Origin of the sequence: Enteractinococcus helveticum (assembly GCF_020742345.1) — a bacterium.
In the GTDB taxonomy this organism is placed as follows: Bacteria; Actinomycetota; Actinomycetes; order Actinomycetales; family Micrococcaceae; genus Yaniella; species Yaniella helvetica_A.
This window is the reverse complement of record NZ_DYXC01000072.1, coordinates 148229-165654: the sequence shown is the minus strand read 5'-3', so window position 1 is coordinate 165654 and position 17426 is coordinate 148229. Positions and strand designations below refer to the sequence as shown.

The following is a 17426-nucleotide window of genomic DNA, read 5'->3' as shown; positions in this document are numbered from 1 at the left end:
ACCTATTATAGGGCCTTTTGATTACCAGGAACTGGCAACCGGGCGTCCTTCTTCATACCCTGCGGCAGATTGGATCCCAACGAGAGCACGCTCATGGAATTCCGCCAGATTTTTGGCCCCGGCATAGGTCATCGACGAGCGAACCCCCGCGGTGATGTCATCCAAGAGATCTTCCACGGATGGGTGGGCTGGGTCGACATACATTTTCGATCCGGAGACACCTTCTTCGAAGAACGCTTTGCGGGCACGTTCGAATGCATCATCTTGGGCGGTGCGAGCTGATACAGCTCGAGCCGAGGCCATACCGAAATTCTCTTTATACTTGCGACCGTCACGATCCATGAACATATCCCCGGGGGACTCCATGGTGCCGGCAAACCACGAGCCAATCATCACCTGCGATGCCCCTGCAGCCAAAGCCAGGGCAACATCACGCGGATATTTGATTCCACCATCAGCCCAGACATGTTTGCCATGGGTGGCTGCCGCTTGGGCGCAATCGTAAACCGCTGAGAATTGTGGACGACCAACTGCAGTCATCATGCGCGTGGTACACATCGCACCAGGGCCGACTCCCACTTTAACGATATCCGCACCGGCTTCGATGAGATCATGGACACCATCAGCGGAGACAACGTTGCCTGCGACCACCGGAACCGGCAGGCCGCGCAACCTACGCAACGCGGCTAACATTTTTTCCTGGTGACCGTGAGCGGTGTCGACAACTATGACATCGATACCACTAGCGACCAACGTTTCAGCATGCTCGGCAACATCCGCGTTAACCCCAACTGCGGCACCCACCCGCAAGCGACCTTGGGCATCTGTCGCCGGAGTGAAAATAGTCGAACGCAGCACCCCGCTCAGTGTCAGCACACCTACCAGACGAGTACCGTCAACAACGGGAGCGTAATTGACCTGTGCATCATGCATTTTCATATACAAATCACGCAGTGCCTTGGCTCGCGCTTCTGCAGGTAAGTCTTTAAGATCAGCAGCAGCAACGGTATACAGCGGCTCACGCAACAACGACTGCACCGAGGCAAATTGATCGATGTTTTCAGTGTCAGCATTATGCACGATCCCCAGCAGCGCTTGATTCGCATCGACGACGCACACCGCTGGATGATTGCGCTTTTCTGCCAGGTGACGAACGTCTAAGACCCGATCGTCCAGCCCCACATGCAGCGGAGTTTCAAATAGGGTGTCACGAGACTTGATCCAGTCGATGGACTCTTGGATTAGATGAAGCGGGGTGTCCTGCGGGAAAATGCCAAGTCCACCGCGACGGGCGACAGTTTCTACCATGCGTCGACCCGTAACACCGCTCATATTCGATGACACCACGGGAATCGTCGTTCCGGTGCCATCGGTCGAGGATATATCAACGCTCATTCGTGAACCAACCTCTGAGCAGGACGGCACAAGAAAAACATCTGAATACGTAAGGTCTGTAGAAACCGGATTAAGAAAACGCATAAAACCATCATGACAGCTTTTTGCTTTGGTGGCAGGAATTACCAGCGCACACCACGCTGCAAACGTGTTGCAACTCACCTTTTTTGCGGCATATTTTGCGTGCAGCCAATCTGTGAGCAATCCAACGTATTCTGTGGCAATTTGGCAGCGAATGTCACTATGATGGATCCAGCTGCCGTTGATGGCTGGCTTGGGTGAGTCCAGCCTCACTCAAACCAAGTACCGGGACACCATGGACGGCCCCGACGGCGAGTTTCGTCGGCCCGGCAGTTAGAGAGCTCGCCACGTGTACGCACAAAACACAAGAAATTACGGAAGAGGCCTTCACCGTGCCAGAACTTACGTCCGCCCAGCTCTCCGAGGAATTTCCCGGCAATGAGTGGCTTGTTGCGGATATCTACGAAAAGTACAAGGCGGATAAGTCTTCTGTGGATGAAAAATGGGCTGAGATTTTCGCCCGTTTAGAAGCTGCTAACACCTCGACTTTCCCACAGAGCTCAGCAGATTCACAGACCGCCGCACCTGCTCAAACAGCACAGAAACAAGCTGCAACATCTGCAGTCGCTGCTCCGAAGACGGCGACGAAAACTGCACCTGAAGCAACTGCGGCCAACGGGACGAAACCACCGAAACCAAGAGTTCGCCGCGCTGAAGCCGCCCCACATGCCATTACCTCTGAGCCATCGATTGCTCCTCGCCAAGAACAAAAAGAAGAAGGCGCGGAAGCGAAAGAAGACGAATGGATTCGGCTTCGCGGCATGCCCCAGGCTATTGCCTCCAACATGGACGCGTCGCTGTCCATGCCAACCGCCACCACCGTACGCGATGTGCCAGTCAAGGCCCTGGTGGATAACCGTACGATCATCAATAACCACCTGCAACGAACCCGCGGTGGTCGCGTGTCCTTCACCCACCTCATCGGATACGCAGTCATCCGTGCGCTGGTCAAACACCCAGAGATGAACGCGATTTACCGCGAGCAAGATGGCAAAAAATTCAAAGTCAATCCAGCGCACATTAACTTCGGTCTGGCCATTGACCTGCCTAGCGATAAAGGCGAACGCGCGCTTGTCCAGCCATCTGTTAAAGCCGTTGAGAATATGAACTTCCGTGAGTTCTGGGAAGCATACGACGATCTCGTCAAACGCGCCCTGAACAACAAGCTGACCATGGAAGACCATTCAGGTACGACCGTCTCGCTCACCAACCCCGGTGGTATTGGTACCGTTCACTCTGTACCACGCCTGTCCGAAGGTCAAGCAGCCATTATTGGTGTCGGCGCGTTAACTTACCCGGCAGAATTTGAAGGCACGTCCCAGAAAGTCCTATCTGATCTTGCCGTCTCGAAGACTATGACCGTCACCTCAACCTATGACCACCGTGTCATCCAGGGTGCAGGCTCCGGCGAGTTCCTACGTACCGTCCACAACTTGTTGCTGGGCGACGACGATTTTTATGATGAAATCTTCGTCAATCTACGGATTCCTCATGTGCCAGTTCGTTGGGCACCGGATGTCCAAGTTGATCCGCAGGATGAGGTCGGTAAAGCCGCCCGCATTCAGCAGCTGATTCACTCCTATCGTGTGCGCGGCCATCTGATCGCTGATACCGATCCGCTGGAATACCGCATGCGCACCCACCCAGACCTTGACCTAGACTCACATGGACTAACTCTCTGGGATCTGGATCGCGTTTGGCCAACCGGTGGCATTGGTGGCAAGTCCCACATGCTATTACGTGATCTACTGGGCGTACTGCGTGATGCCTATACCCGCAACTCCGGGTATGAGTACATGCACATTGATGACCCGGAACAACGCGCATGGTTCCAAGACAAACTCGAACACCCGTTTGTGAAACCCACACGTGAAGAACAGCTGCGCATTCTGGGTCGACTCAATGCTGCTGAGGCATTCGAAACATTCCTGCAGACCAAATTCGTCGGTCAGAAGCGTTTCTCACTCGAAGGCTCCGAGTCACTCATTCCGCTACTGGATGCACTCCTATCGGGTGCAGCAGACGACGACATGGATGAAGTCGCCATCGGTATGGCCCACCGTGGTCGACTCAATGTGTTGACTAACATCGCTGGCAAGACATTTACCCAGGTTTTCCGGGAATTCGTTGGTGATATTGATTCAACCGTCGCCCAAGGCTCAGGAGATGTTAAGTACCACCTGGGTACCGAAGGAACGTTCACCTCATATAACGGCAACACCACCACCGTGTCGGTTGCCGCCAACCCATCACACTTAGAGGCAGTCAACCCGGTTCTAGAAGGCATTGTGCGTGCCAAACAGGACCGTTACGACCACGGTGCTAAATCACCCAAATCGTTTTCGGTACTGCCAATCCAAGTTCACGGTGACGCCGCATTCGCTGGCCAGGGTGTCGTCTTTGAGACCATGCAGATGTCTCAGCTTCGCGGCTACCGAACCGGTGGAACTGTCCATGTTGTTATCAACAACCAGGTCGGGTTCACTACCCCACCATCACAGTCACGTTCCTCGACGTATGCTACTGACGTTGCCCGTTCCATTCAGGCACCGGTCTTCCATGTCAACGGTGATGACCCAGAAGCAGTAGTGCACGCAGCACAGCTGGCCTTCGAATACCGCCAGCGTTTCCACCGCGATGTTGTACTGGATCTGATCACCTACCGTCGTCGTGGCCACAACGAGGGTGACGACCCATCGATGACCCAGCCAGGCATGTACAACCTGATCGCCAATAAGACCTCGACTCGTCGGCTCTATGTCGACGCACTCGTTGGTCGTGGTGATATTACCCAGGAAGAAGCCGATCAGGCTGCTGCCGACTACAAGAACCGTTTGGAATCTGCGTTCGCAGAAATTGGTGAGGCCGAGACCTCGCCAATCCCAGTGCTTGGTTCGGCACACGGTATTGAGGACACTTCCAAGATCTACACGCCAGAGTCCACAGCGATCTCTGAAGACATGTTGCGTCGCATCGGCGAAGTCCACATGGAGATCCCAGAAGGCTTTAATGTCCATCCGAAACTGCTCACGCTACTAGAACGCCGCAATAAGATGGCCATCGATGGCAACATCGACTGGGGCTTTGCCGAGCTGGCTGCCTTTGGTTCATTGATGATGGAAGGCGTACCCGTACGTTTGGCTGGTCAAGATACTCGCCGTGGTACCTTCGTCCAGCGTCACGCGGTCTTCTATGATCGTGAAACCAATGACGAATGGACCCCGCTGTCCTCGCTGTCACACAACCAGGGCAAGTTCTGGGTCTATAACTCCCTACTGAGCGAATACGCCGCACTGGGCTTTGAATATGGATACTCGGTAGAGCGTCCAGAAGCACTGGTCCTGTGGGAAGCTCAATTCGGTGACTTCGTCAATGGCGCCCAAATCGTCATCGACGAATTTATCTCCTCGTCCCAGCAGAAATGGAACCAACACTCTTCGATCGTATTGTTGTTGCCTCACGGCTATGAAGGTCAGGGGCCGGATCACTCATCAGCACGAATCGAGCGGTTCTTGCAGCTGTCTGCCGAAAACAACATGCGCGTGGTGCAGCCATCTTACGGGGCAAACCACTTCCACTTGCTACGCGAACACGCATACTCCAGCCCGCGCCGCCCACTGATTGTGTTCAGCCCGAAACAGCTGCTGCGACTGCGCGCTGCTGCTTCCCAGGTGGACGATTTCACCAAGGGGCACTTCATGCCGGTCGTCCCAGACGAAACCGCACCGAAGTCAGCTAAACAGCTGCTGTTGGTCTCCGGACGCTTGTACTACGACCTTGTCCAACACCGCAAGGCGTTGGACTTGGAATCCGAGGTAGCCATCGCGCGTGTCGAGCAGCTCTACCCACTGCCAGTACAAGAGATTCAGGCAGAGCTCGACAAGTACACCAACGCTAAGGTCTCTTGGGTTCAAGATGAACCAGCAAACCAGGGACCATGGCCATTCATGCTGCAGAACCTGCTGCCTGAACTGGACCGCGAGGTCTCGCTGATCAGTCGCCCAGCTGCAGCTTCACCATCCGCCGGAAACAAGCCGCGTCATGATGAAGAACAAGACACCCTGCTACAGGATATCTTCGGCTCCTAGTCGAACGTTCTGTTTGTAGTCCAACCTGTTGCGGTCCAAGTTTTTGGACCGCAACAGGTGTTTAACCACCCATTTTGGTTCTAGACGACTACAGTGGATACAACCGATTGGCGAAGGAAAAGAGGCAATGAACGTGCACACACGAAACATCCGGTTGTTCTCCGTTGGATCTCAAACCCTCACCGGTGTTGGTGATGCGCGTGGTCTCGGGTGGCTAGGTCGGGTTCTGGCCAAAACCCATGCACCAGACCTCATCATTGAGTCCTATCCGTTAGTCTTCCCGAACGAGACCACAGAGCAACTCTCCGAGCGTTGGGAACCAGAAATACTGCCCAGACTGGCAAAAGATGAAACCGAAAACCGCATGATTATAGCGGTACCACACGATCCAATGGCAACAGCAGGCTCCTCGGCACGAGCTCGACTGCATTTGGCCAATATCCTCGACCGAGCAGCACAGCACAATCTTTCCACGTTCGTGGTTGGCCCTACCCCTGCACAAGATCCTGACATGAACGCTCACCTTGCACAGCTCAATGCTGCGTATCAAGATGTTGCCGAGCGTCGCGGAGTCACCTATATTGATGCGCTAACGGATCTGGTGAACCACCAGAACTTCAACGAAGATGTCATGATCAACGAAGGGCTACCAGGCCAAGCCGCCTATGGACTCATCGCCTGGCTCGTGTTGAATCGCGGCTGGTTTGAATGGCTTGGTATTGCCGACCCCAGCATTCATGGCTAATTGTCAGTGGTACACTAACGGGGAACCATTTAAAGAAAGGAGCCACTCAATGAGCAAACGTGGTCGCAAACGTAAGGATCGTCGCAAGAACCGTGCCAACTCTGGCAAGCGTCCAAATGCCTAAACGATCTTGAAAAGAAAAAGTCTGAACCAGTTGGTTCAGACTTTTTTATATGCCTCATCCTGAGCAAAACTAGTCGGCGCTTTTCAACGCCTCGATACGGTGCATAATTTTATCTTTCAAGCTGCTCGGGGCCTTTTCATCGCATGAGCGCTTCACGACGTCGCGAATAATCAATTCAAGATCATGTTCCGATTGACAGGTCGTACAGCCTTCAATATGAGCGCGCACTTCTGCTAAATCAGCAGAGTCAAGGGCACCATCTAAGTATTGGTAAATATTTTCAATACGGTCGTCGGTACAACCACCGTTTTCAATGCAATCGGACTCGGTCCGAACGTGTTGTGCTTCATGTGTCATTTTTGGGCCTCCTCCGATGCTTTTGACTGTTGCTTCTTCTGCAATTCGATTGCACCTTTAATGCCCCGCTCAGCAGCATAATCGGTGAGTAATTCACGCAAGCTACGCCGTCCTCGATGCAACCGCGACATCACCGTACCAATGGGCACATCCAGAATGTCGGCGATCTCTTTATATGCAAAGCCTTCGACATCCGCTAGATACACCGGAATCCGGAAATCCTCGGAAATCTCGGCCAACGCGTTTTTCACGTCACTATCTGGCAAAACATCGAGAGCTTCAGTCTCAGCAGAACGCAAGCCAGAAGATGTATGCTCTGCAGCTCTGGCCATTTGCCAGTCTTCCAGACCATCACCGTCTGCCTCTTGCGGACGGCGCTGACGCTTACGATAAATATTGATGTACGTATTGGTCAGAATCCGAAATAACCAGGCTCGCAAATTTGTGCCGGGCTTGTACTGGTGAAACGAAGAATACGCCCGAGCGTAGGCTTCCTGTACCAAGTCCTCGGCGTCTTCAGGATTACGAGTCATCCGTAAGGCACCGGAGTACAGCTGATCAACGAATTGCATCGCATCCCGTTCGAAACGGTCACGGCGCTGCTCATCCGTCTCAACTTTCGGATCAATACGAGAGCCGTCATCGGCTGCGGGAATTTCAGAAGGCAAAGGAGTCATCCCAGCTAAGTCTAATCTCAAAACCTGCTCATGAGAGGTTTCTGTCGGCGCATAAAGTGTTAGCACGGTTGTACACACCCTCCCTGCTGTGCTGCCAGACGTTCATCATCTAGCAATTACAGCGGGGATCAGAAGATAAATATTCCCTCAACATCGGCTCAACTGCCACGCTGTCAGCGAGAACAAGGTATCTTGGAAGAAGTCTAGTCAACCTATTTTGTGTATGTGAAAGAGGTCTGTGTTGGTCACAATGACACCCGCCCCCGGTGAAGACTGGTCTGCACCATTTGCCGATGCTCCTATCCATGCCACCGTGACATTACCGGGTTCTAAGTCATTGACGAATCGACACCTTGTGTTAGCAGCACTATCTACCACCCCGAGTCGATTGATCGGCGTATTGGTCTCCCGTGACACTGATCTGATGGTCCAGGCCCTCACTGCACTGGGCGCTGTTTTTCAACGCGTCGAGGGTGATCCGACCGTCCTGGATGTCACCCCCATTGGGTTGGCCACGACTACCGGGTCGATCACTGTAGAGTCTGGGCTAGCTGGAACCGTTATGCGTTTTATCCCGGGCGTGGCTGCAAGCACCAATGCCACCGTGTTCGTCGACGGTGATGAACAATCTTATGCCCGGCCGATGGGACCCGTAATTGACGGGCTGATTCAAGCCGGTGCGCGCATCAGCGCAAATGGCCAGGATCCGGTAACGAATCTGCCACTAACGGTTCACGGACAAGGAAGTGTACCCGGCGGCGCGGTTGGTATTGATTCGGGTGGATCTTCCCAGTTTGTTTCCGCCCTGCTGTTAGTGGGTGCAACATTCCAACGCGGTCTTGATTTACGCCATACCGGTGAACATACGCCCAGCCCGGAACACATCGCCATGACCATCAGCGTGCTGGAAGCTGCCGGTGTACGCATCGAGACTCCGGAACCAAACCGCTGGATGGTGTTTCCCGGTCCCATCACCGCCCCCGATACAGTCGTAGAACCGGATTTATCCAATGCAGGACCGTATTTCGCAGCGGCTCTGGCCACTGGCGGCAGCGTCACCGTACCATACTGGCCACAAGAAACCACCCAGATTGGCAACCGCTGGCGCGAAATCTTACCGGCCTTTGGGGCAACCGTTACCTTTGAACCTGTAGCAGGCACAAACTACGGCAACCTTACCGTCACCGGTAGGCGTGACGACAAGGGACATCCGGTCATCACCGGTGGTGGTGAAATTGCCGATCTAGCCGAGCTGACTCCTACGACCGCCGCGCTGGCGTTGTTGGCCGACGGCCCGACCCAGTTGACCAAAATTGGTCACCTCCGCGGGCACGAAACCGACCGACTCAAAGCCCTCAGTGCTGAAGCCGCCAAGCTTGGCGCCACCATTGAAGAAGGCCCCGACTACCTGGCCTTTGCCGGCGGCTATGACCTGACCGGTACCACCCTAGACTCCTACGCAGATCACCGTATGGCTACCTTTGGTGCGATCATCGGCCTGGCTGTCAAAGACACCGTGGTCAACGACATCGCCACGACCGCCAAGACCATGCCCGATTTCCCAACCGCATGGAACACACTTGCCGCCGGACAACGGGACATCCGCGCATGAGCCGGTACCGCATCGATTACTCGCGCTACGATGAGTCATCGGTCCCCAAGCGTCCCTCTAAACGCGGCAGCCGACCCCGCACCAAGGACCGCCCAGCCCACGAGGACGCCATCACCGGCCGGGTGACCACCGTAGACCGGGGACGCTACACCATCTACCTGCCTGGGGAACGTAAAACCAAAACCTCACGCGGCACCAAGGCCCGGTACATCACCGCCATGCGCGCGCGTGAAATGCGCGACACTGCCATCGTAACCGGAGATCTCGTCGACATCGTCGGCGATACCTCCGGCAAGGAAGGCACCCTGGCACGAATCGTGCGTCTGCAACCGCGCGACACCGTGTTGCGACGTTCCGCCGACGACACGGACGCATATGAGCGCGTCATCGTAGCCAACGCCGATACCCTGGTCATCGTCGTCTCCGCTGCCAATCCCGAACCACGCACCGGTTTTATCGACCGCGCCATGGTTGCCGCCTACGACGCCGGAATCACCCCGATATTATGCATTACCAAAACCGACCTGGCCTCGCCCGAGAAGCTCACGGAACACTACGCGCATTTAGACCTGGAAATATTTTCCATCGGACCGGTCAATACCGACGGCGATCCAAGCCTGGCTCCCATCCTGCATCCGGCCGATCTTGACACCATCCAAGGCAGGCTGGCCGGGCACATCACCGCGCTGATCGGTCCATCCGGGGTTGGTAAATCTACCCTGCTCAACGCGCTAACCGGCGCAGATCGTGCCGTTGGCCAGGTGAATGTGATCACCGGTCGCGGTCGTCATACGTCGTCATCAGCACTGGCCATTCCACTTAACCAAGCCGGCACGTCCATGATCATTGACACCCCGGGCATCCGATCCTTTGGGATGGGCCTGGTCGACCCAGACACCGTGGTCGCTGCGTTCGAAGATCTTGTAGATGCTATCGTGGACTGCCCACGTGGTTGCACTCACACTCAAGACTCCCCCAGATGCGCTTTGGACGCCTGGGTGGACGCCGGTCACGCCGGAGAATCCGGGCCCCAGCGTCTGGCTTCATTGCGCAGACTATTAGAAAATCGCCTTGAAACCGAAGACTTTGACTAATCCCAACAAGGAAAGACACCCCTCCATGCAGCTCACCCCACCACGCCAGGGTTACCGCGAAGACCTGAATCTTGCACTGGTCATCGCCGATTCCGTTGACGCGCTAACGATGTCCCGGTTCCAGGCAGTAGACCTACGCGTTGACACCAAACCCGATATGACCCCGGTTTCCGATGCCGACCGCGCCGCCGAAGAGCTCATCCGCGAACAACTTAAGCGCGCTCGTCCCCGTGACGCTGTCACCGGCGAAGAATTCGGTCACACCGGCTCGGGCAAGCGCCGCTGGATCATCGATCCGATCGACGGCACGAAAAATTTTGTACGCGGAGTACCCGTGTGGGCCACACTGATCGCACTAGTCGAAAATAATCAGCCCGTGGTCGGCGTCGTCTCTGCACCAGCGCTTGGCCGCCGCTGGTGGGCCTATGCCAACGGTGGCGCCTACACAGGCAAGTCCTTGTCCAATGCCACCCGCATCCATGCTTCCGATGTCACCGACCTGTCAGATGCTTCCCTGTCGTTCTCCTCGCTGGAAGGCTGGCGTGATCGCGGCAACGTCAGCGAATTCCTGCAGCTGACCTCCGATATCTGGCGGGTCCGAGCCTTCGGGGACTTCTGGTCATACATGCTCGTGGCCGAAGGCGCCGTCGATATCGCCTGTGAGCCTGAGCTGGAGGTCTATGACATGGCCGCCCTGGTCCCCATCGTGACTGAAGCCGGCGGTACCTTTACCTCCCTGGACGGCGAACCCGGTCCGTGGGGCGGTCACGGTCTAGCAACCAACACACACCTGCACGGCGACGTGCTGGAACGTCTCAACCCTGAGCTACGTGGCCAGACGCGCGCCTAAACCCAAAGTCCTAACGCTATTGGCGGTTGCCGTTGGCGGTGGTTTCGGCGCATTGGCCAGGGTCTACCTCCCCTGGCCAACGCTTTTCGCCGCGCCGATGCACGACTTCGACCCGCTGCCGTTAGCCGTCATAAATCTCCTTGGAGCAGCCCTGTTGGGTTTCGTCACAGGGATCGCCACCACCAGACAGTGGCCGGAGCCGCTGGCAAAAGGTATATCGACTGGCTTCTTCGGGTCCTTTACCTCAATGTCGGCTCTTGCTGTCGTCATATCCGCATTGTCTTTCGGACAAGCAATCTTCACTGATGCACCATCCGTACCTAATATCCTGACCAGCTTTGGCGTCGTCCTTGGCATCGTGGTCTTTTTGTGGCTGACGACCTGGATTACGATCGGCACCATCAAGTTCGGGACGTATGTGGGTAGAGGTGGCTAAACAGTGACTGTTTTTCTGCTTGCCGCCGCCCTGGCCGCGGTTCTTCGTTATCTGGCCGACTTGTATCTGCCTCGTTACGGTATTTTGCTCGTCAACATTATCGGCTCGTTCATTGCAGGGGGCATCCTGACCCTGGGCGCAATAGTACAAATACACGAGACGGTTGTTCAAGTAATTTTTGGTGGTTTTGCTGGGTCTCTGACCACCTATTCCACGGTCGCCATTGTTGCCGCAGAGCAATACGGCAACCGTACCGGTCGTGCCACGAGAACCTGGTTTGCCCACGTAGGGTTATCGATTGTGGCCTGTGTTTGCGGTGTCATCGTTACCAGGTTGATAAGTCTGTAACGCCTGAAACGGTGCGGAAAACCCGGTTAGCCGTACAGGATTGCGCCGCGGATTGGTGTCCACCAAGATTCAGCTCACCTCACTGGCCGATGTGCTGGGAACCGTCATCCCGTTACTCCTCTTTGTCGTTATCCTGTTATTTCTCAACCGCCTTGATCTCGATGGTGCGGTCGTGTCGTTGGGTTCGATGAGTATTCCCGGACTGCTGGCTATGAGCGTCATGTTCAGTGCGGTCATGGGCATTGCCGGGGTGTTATCAATCGACCGAACCAACGGCACCTTATTGCGAAGTAAATCCATTCCCGGGGGCACCACAGGATATTTGGTCGGAGAGATCACGGCGATTGCGCTCATCACCGTGATTTCCACACTCGTCCGATTGGCCACCGGGTTGAGCCTATTTGATGGTCTGGTATTTTCCACCCCCGGTCGGTGGGTTCTATTCACTATCGTTATGTTCCTTGGATTGGTGGCAATGTTAGCCATCGGGGCAGTGGTCGGTGCTTTGGTGAATAGCCCCAAGAACATGGGTTTGGTCATGCTGCCGGTTATGGCGCTGATTAGCGTTTCCGGTATTTTCTACCCATTGATTGCCCTGCCGGTGTGGTTGCAGACCATCGCGCAGGCTTTCCCTTTGTATTGGTTTGGTCTAGGCCTACGCGCCTCGTTGTTACCCGACTCCATGGCATCTGTAGAGGTAGCTGAGTCTTGGCGTCTGGAAGGGGTATTTATCGGGCTGGTGACCTGGGCGATTGTGGCCATGGTGCTGGCGCCAAAATTGTTAAGTAGGATGGCGCGGCGAGAGTCGGGGTCGACACTGGCTGCCCGACGTCGTGATATTCAACAAGACTGGGGAGTGTAGGCCCCAGTGTCTGAAGTCGTTCATAACCGGATTGCGTTGCTGCGTGCCGAACGTCAAGTGTCGCGGAAGGATCTGGCACAAGCACTGGCGGTGCATTATCAAACCATCGGCTACCTGGAACGCGGCGAATATAGCCCTAGCCTGTATTTAGCACTGAAGATTGCAGCCTATTTCGATGTGCCGATGGAGGTTATTTTCTCGACTGACCCATTTCCACAGATCTTTTGAGCCACTTGCCTCATATCTATCCTGTACCGTAAACAAAACACTTGCATATTCACGACGACGGTTAAAGAAAAAACCCGTAAACTCAACGGTCTACGGGCTTTAGTGTGGAGATGCCGGGAATCGAACCCGGGTCCGATGTGGCATTCGTTAGGCTTCTCCGTGCGCAGTCTGCATGGAGTTTTATCGACCTCAGGAACTCGCAGACGAGTACCTGTTAGGTCTAGTCGGATTCAGGTCTCTGTCACTTCCCCCGACAGGGGCGACAGACAGTGGCTATCTAAGCGACGCCAGACACCAGGTCGATAGCAAAGCCTGGGCTGACGGACTCGTTCGCTGGATTAGTTAGGCAGCGAGAGCGAAGTCAGTGCGTTTAGAATCGGCACTTAATTGGTTGCAAAGGGTGTTTACGAGATAACTTTGCGTCCTCGGCACGCTTCCCTGACGGCAACTCACATCGTCGAAACCGATCATCCCCATATTCTGTTATTCAACAGCACCTGGCGCAGCCAGGACCTTTTACTCTAACGCAAAAGTCTCAACTTGTACAACCACAAGTCCCCTACTTTTATTCCAGCAGGGACTGACTTCTTAGAGCATCGATATGCCACGACGGTTAGCTTCCCGCATGGCGCGTTGTGCTTCCCGTTTATCCTGCGCCTCGCGCAGGGCATGACGTTTGTCGTAATCGCGTTTGCCTTCTGCAAGCGCGATTTCTACCTTGGCTTTGCCGTTACGAAAGTACAGAGACAATGGAACAATGGTGGTTCCCGCGGCATCCAGTGCACGTTTCAGCTTATTCAACTCGCTGCGATGCAATAACAGCTTGCGCTTGCGTCGCGCTAAATGGTTGGTCCATGTACCGTACCCGTACTCAGGAATGTACACATTTTCAAGCCATAGCTCATTGCCGGAAAACATCGCGTAGCCATCCACGATGGATGCTTGACCGTCACGAAGGGACTTGACCTCAGTCCCCATGAGTGAAATGCCAGCTTCGTAAGTATCTTTGATGTTGTAATTATGACGCGCTTTGCGGTTGGTAGCGATCACTTGTCGATCTGAACGCGCAGGCTTACTGCGACCAGATTTCTTGGACATTCTCACTCCTTCCGCTGTTCGTTTTCGTCCAACCTGCAATTATACAGGCCCTGTCAAAACGACGCCCCTGTTCAATTGCAATCAACTGAACAGAGGCGTCGTGAAGTATGGATTTTAGAGCAGTCCAGCTGGGTTGACCGCAGTACCGTTAAGTAATGTTTCAAAGTGCAGGTGGCAACCGGTTGAGTTACCGGTGGTGCCGGTATAACCAATAACCTCTCCCTGTGAAACTTTCTGACCTGGACTGACAATGTAGCGAGTCATGTGGTGGTACTTGGTGGCAAGCAGGTCACCATTGACACGTCCGTGGTCAATCACCACACGACGGCCCGAAGTCGCCACGGCCCAGTCGGCGTTGATGACCGTGCCAGAACGTGCAGCCTTAATTGGGATGCCGCAACCACCGCCGTAATCAATACCGGTATGAACATAGCCGCCGCGGCCACCGTAATCATAGGTGCCGGCAGGCGTTGGACGCCAGCCGAATCCTGAGGTGACATAGGTATTGATCGGGACAATCAGTCCCCACGCGCTACCACGATTCGCCTGCTGCGTTACTTTCTTCTCAGCGGCTTCATAGCTCTTATTGGCACTATTTGCTGTGCTGCGGGCTTTTTCTGCAGACTTCTTCTGCTGTTGTGTAGCGTCGCGCTGCGCGGCCTGTCGTTCAGCTTCGCGAGCCTTGCGTTCAGCCTCCTGAGCAGCTTTTCGTTTGGCTTCTGCTTCGGCAACAGCCTCATCGTATTCTTTTTGAATCTGTGAGACCTCAGAGGACTGAGCGTTAACCTTTTCTTGCTGAGCAAGAATTTCTTCGTTAACGCTGCTGGCTGCCTCCCGATTCTTTTCAATCGCAGCTTCGATCCGCGGACGCTCTGCCTCAAGTTCTGCGGTGAGACGCTCGTTAGTGTCGATCATGCCATCGAGTTCTTCTTTGGCAGCGTTAGCTTCATCTCGCGCAGCTTGTTCGGCTGCAAGGGCCTCTTCTGCCTGAGCTTTCAGTTCCCGGATTTCGGACTCTACGGCTTCGAGTCGGGCCTGTGCATTCATGTCTTCTGCATTTTGCTGGGAGACTTCAGCAATCTGATTCTCTTGAATGCGCAGAGCCTGCTGTGCCATTCCCATAGCTTCAGGAAGCGATGAATCGCTCACACCAAGTAAAAACGACAGGTTATTGACGCCCCCGGACTTATAGGCTTCGGCCGCGATTTGTCCGACTTCGTCTTGTGCGAGGTCAAGAGCAGCTTCCGACTCTGCGATTTCCTGCTGTATTTCAGCCAGGCGGGCTTCGGCCTCGGCAATGCGATTATTTAGCGAGTTCACTTCTTGCTGCGCAGCGGCGACCCGGGACTCGGCTTCCTCAACAGCTTGCTGTGCTGCTGGTAGCTGCTCTTGCAGATCCTGTAGCTCGGTCACTTTATTGGCAATATCCTCATCGAGACCTTCAAGCGAAGCGTTGAGATCCCCACGGTCCGAGTCGAGTCCAGCTTTTTTATCGTTAAGTTCTTCCAACGAGTTGCCCAGCTGATCGCGCTCCTTTTTTGAGTCCTCCAGCTGGCGTTCAAGCCGGTCAATACGATCCTGTCCAAATGCCGGCACCACCGAGGTGACACCTAAAACGGCAACGATGCCGGCGGCTGCAAGAACGCTTGTGAACCGTCGTTGTGTCATATTCCTGTCTCCTTTAGACACGTGCCAAATATCGTGTTGGATAATTTGAGGGTGGCCCGGTCACTAACATTACTCAATTACTACACTTTCAGGTAGCGTCGAAGCGTCAACATGGACGATGCGGCAGCAAGTACTAGTGCAATCAAGAACAGCAGCGGCACAAGCCATAACGCTTCGGTCGAAGAAATGAATCCAGTTTGCGGATACTGGCTAGCCAACCAGTCGGCAATAAAGAATTTAGCAATAGCCCACGTTGTGATCGAAGCAAGTGCTGCGCCAAGCAGAGCCGCGACCACTCCCTCAGCCAAAAACGGTAGCTGGATCATTGTCTTGGAAGCACCCACCAGACGCATGATACCCGTTTCGCGCCGGCGCGAGAAGGCAGAGAGTCGAATGGTGGTGGCTATCAGCAAGATGGCAGTAATGAGCATGATGACGGCCAAGGCAATGGCGATCACCGATGCGATATTCATCAAAGAAAAGAGCGACTCTAAGAGTTCTCGCTGGTCGGAGACAACTTCGACACCTGCCATACCGGAGAACATTTCATTGACGACTTCATACTGTTCTGGATCAACCAGCGAGACTCTAAATGATTCTGGTAGCTGGTCGGCGGTGACGCTATCGGCCATATCCAGGTTGGCATACTGCTGCTGAAACAATTCCAGGGCTTGTTCCTGGGATTCGTACTCATAACTTTCCACATAGGCAGCGGCTTGTGGTGATTCAAGTTGGGCTTCGATGGCGTCACGCTGGGCATCGGTGACTCCCCCACCGGCGCAGCTAGCTGCAGTCGAGGTGTCGGTACACAAAAACATTGCGACTTCAACCCGGTCGTACCAGTAACCTTTCATCTGGTTAATCTGCATCTGCAGCAAACCTGCAGAGCCCACGAAAGTCAAAGAGATAAATGTCACGAGGACAACCGAGATGACCATGGATAGGTTCCGGCGAATGCCGGAGAACGTCTCCGACAGGATGAACGCGAACCGCACTATTTCACCTCGGTCTTTCTCAGTCGAGATTGAAGCTGCACGGTGTTATCTGCGGGCTGATAGCCACCTTCGGCTTCATCGCGGACGATCTTGCCGGCATCGAGCTCAACAACCCGCCGTCGCATTGTATTGACAATTTCGTGATCATGAGTTGCCATGACCACGGTTGTTCCGTTCTGATGAATCGTATCGAGTACTTCCATGATTCCCCAGGAGGTTTCTGGATCGAGGTTCCCGGTAGGCTCATCGGCCAATAGGATGGCTGGTTTATTGACGACGGCGCGGGCAATCGCCACGCGCTGTTGCTCACCACCCGATAGTTCATGTGGGAAACGGTGTGCTTTATCGTGCAATCCCACGGTTTCTAGTACTTCGGGCACTGTCTGATGAATTAAGCTGCGACGTTTACCCAGTACTTGCATTGCAAACGCTACGTTTGCAAATACAGTTTTGTTGGGTAACAAACGGAAGTCTTGGAAGACTACCCCGAGATCGCGGCGTAGGTGAGGCACTCTCCACGACGATAGCCGCGCAACGTCGCGACCAGAAACATAGACGGTCCCGGAAGATGCTTTTTCTTCACGTTGCACCAATCGAATAAAGGTGGATTTTCCGGATCCCGAAGGCCCTACCAGAAATACAAATTCGCCTCGGATAATTTCGGTCGTCACACTGTCCAATGCAGGACGCGAGGTCGTGTCATAGACCTTCGTTACATCTTCGAATCGGATCATCTTTTTCCTCGACCGAATCGTCGCACGATCCACC

17 protein-coding genes and 1 other RNA gene are annotated in these 17426 nt (G+C 54.5%); 10 read left to right on the top strand and 8 right to left on the bottom strand.

What is annotated here, in order from left to right; all coding sequences use genetic code 11:
• Nucleotides 1-21: 21 nt before the first annotated feature.
• The gene (guaB1, locus tag K8V32_RS06635) at nucleotides 22-1479 is read right to left on the bottom strand and encodes a GMP reductase (RefSeq protein WP_303904724.1); all 1458 of its coding nucleotides are present in this window, start codon (nucleotides 1477-1479) and stop codon (nucleotides 22-24) included.
• A gap of 329 nt (nucleotides 1480-1808) precedes the next feature.
• On the opposite strand from guaB1, the gene K8V32_RS06630 reads away from it, so the two are divergent.
• From K8V32_RS06630 to K8V32_RS14730, 3 genes are all read left to right on the top strand, one after another.
• Nucleotides 1809-5564: a multifunctional oxoglutarate decarboxylase/oxoglutarate dehydrogenase thiamine pyrophosphate-binding subunit/dihydrolipoyllysine-residue succinyltransferase subunit gene (locus tag K8V32_RS06630; protein WP_303904720.1), complete on the top strand. Its 3756-nt coding sequence runs from the start codon at nucleotides 1809-1811 to the stop codon at nucleotides 5562-5564.
• A 127-nt stretch (nucleotides 5565-5691) separates the two neighbouring features.
• Entirely contained in the window at nucleotides 5692-6309 is a 618-nt protein-coding gene (locus K8V32_RS06625) for a DUF459 domain-containing protein (protein WP_303904717.1), read from the top strand.
• A 49-nt stretch (nucleotides 6310-6358) separates the two neighbouring features.
• Nucleotides 6359-6433, top strand: a complete 75-nt coding sequence (locus tag K8V32_RS14730) for a 50S ribosomal protein bL37 (RefSeq protein ID WP_379985263.1) — start codon at nucleotides 6359-6361, stop codon at nucleotides 6431-6433.
• Nucleotides 6434-6502: 69 nt separating this feature from the next.
• Here the strand turns inward: K8V32_RS14730 and rsrA are convergent, their stop codons facing one another.
• Nucleotides 6503-6790, bottom strand: coding sequence for a mycothiol system anti-sigma-R factor (gene rsrA / locus K8V32_RS06620; protein ID WP_303904714.1), 288 nt, complete (start codon nucleotides 6788-6790; stop codon nucleotides 6503-6505).
• On the bottom strand, nucleotides 6787-7467 hold the full coding sequence (locus K8V32_RS06615) for a sigma-70 family RNA polymerase sigma factor (RefSeq protein ID WP_303904711.1): 681 nt from the start codon (nucleotides 7465-7467) through the stop codon (nucleotides 6787-6789). The genes rsrA and K8V32_RS06615 overlap by 4 nt, the downstream gene beginning before the upstream one ends.
• A 238-nt stretch (nucleotides 7468-7705) precedes the next feature.
• Here K8V32_RS06615 and aroA point away from each other — a divergent pair, with 238 nt between their 5' ends.
• The 7 genes from aroA to K8V32_RS06580 are packed head-to-tail and all read left to right on the top strand — an operon-like array spanning nucleotide 7706 to nucleotide 12897.
• Nucleotides 7706-9079 (top strand): 3-phosphoshikimate 1-carboxyvinyltransferase, encoded by a 1374-nt coding sequence (gene aroA, locus K8V32_RS06610; protein WP_303904708.1) that lies wholly within the window; start codon nucleotides 7706-7708, stop codon nucleotides 9077-9079.
• Entirely contained in the window at nucleotides 9076-10173 is a 1098-nt protein-coding gene (rsgA, locus tag K8V32_RS06605) for a ribosome small subunit-dependent GTPase A (protein ID WP_303904702.1), read from the top strand. The genes aroA and rsgA overlap by 4 nt, the downstream gene beginning before the upstream one ends.
• 25 nt (nucleotides 10174-10198) lie before the next feature.
• Nucleotides 10199-11023, top strand: coding sequence for a histidinol-phosphatase (gene hisN, locus K8V32_RS06600; protein WP_303904699.1), 825 nt, complete (start codon nucleotides 10199-10201; stop codon nucleotides 11021-11023).
• A complete protein-coding gene (locus tag K8V32_RS06595; RefSeq protein ID WP_303904696.1) occupies nucleotides 11004-11459 on the top strand; it encodes a FluC/FEX family fluoride channel in 456 nt (151 codons plus the stop codon). Before hisN ends, K8V32_RS06595 begins: the two co-directional genes overlap by 20 nt.
• A gap of 3 nt (nucleotides 11460-11462) precedes the next feature.
• A complete protein-coding gene (locus K8V32_RS06590) occupies nucleotides 11463-11807 on the top strand; it encodes a fluoride efflux transporter FluC (RefSeq protein ID WP_303904693.1) in 345 nt (114 codons plus the stop codon).
• A 55-nt stretch (nucleotides 11808-11862) separates the two neighbouring features.
• Nucleotides 11863-12669: an ABC transporter permease gene (locus K8V32_RS06585; RefSeq protein WP_303904689.1), complete on the top strand. Its 807-nt coding sequence runs from the start codon at nucleotides 11863-11865 to the stop codon at nucleotides 12667-12669.
• Nucleotides 12670-12675: 6 nt separating this feature from the next.
• The gene (locus K8V32_RS06580; protein ID WP_303904686.1) at nucleotides 12676-12897 is read left to right on the top strand and encodes a helix-turn-helix transcriptional regulator; all 222 of its coding nucleotides are present in this window, start codon (nucleotides 12676-12678) and stop codon (nucleotides 12895-12897) included.
• A 102-nt stretch (nucleotides 12898-12999) separates the two neighbouring features.
• Here K8V32_RS06580 and ssrA read toward each other — a convergent pair.
• From ssrA to ftsE, 5 genes are all read right to left on the bottom strand, one after another.
• Nucleotides 13000-13372, bottom strand: a transfer-messenger RNA (tmRNA) gene (ssrA, locus tag K8V32_RS06575).
• A gap of 113 nt (nucleotides 13373-13485) precedes the next feature.
• Nucleotides 13486-13995 (bottom strand): SsrA-binding protein SmpB, encoded by a 510-nt coding sequence (smpB, locus tag K8V32_RS06570; protein ID WP_303904684.1) that lies wholly within the window; start codon nucleotides 13993-13995, stop codon nucleotides 13486-13488.
• Between the two features lie 114 nt (nucleotides 13996-14109).
• The gene (locus K8V32_RS06565; RefSeq protein WP_303904681.1) at nucleotides 14110-15663 is read right to left on the bottom strand and encodes a M23 family metallopeptidase; all 1554 of its coding nucleotides are present in this window, start codon (nucleotides 15661-15663) and stop codon (nucleotides 14110-14112) included.
• An 80-nt stretch (nucleotides 15664-15743) separates the two neighbouring features.
• Entirely contained in the window at nucleotides 15744-16658 is a 915-nt protein-coding gene (gene ftsX / locus K8V32_RS06560) for a permease-like cell division protein FtsX (protein WP_303904678.1), read from the bottom strand.
• A complete protein-coding gene (gene ftsE, locus K8V32_RS06555; RefSeq protein ID WP_303904675.1) occupies nucleotides 16658-17392 on the bottom strand; it encodes a cell division ATP-binding protein FtsE in 735 nt (244 codons plus the stop codon). The genes ftsX and ftsE overlap by 1 nt, the downstream gene beginning before the upstream one ends.
• Nucleotides 17393-17426: the final 34 nt, after the last annotated feature.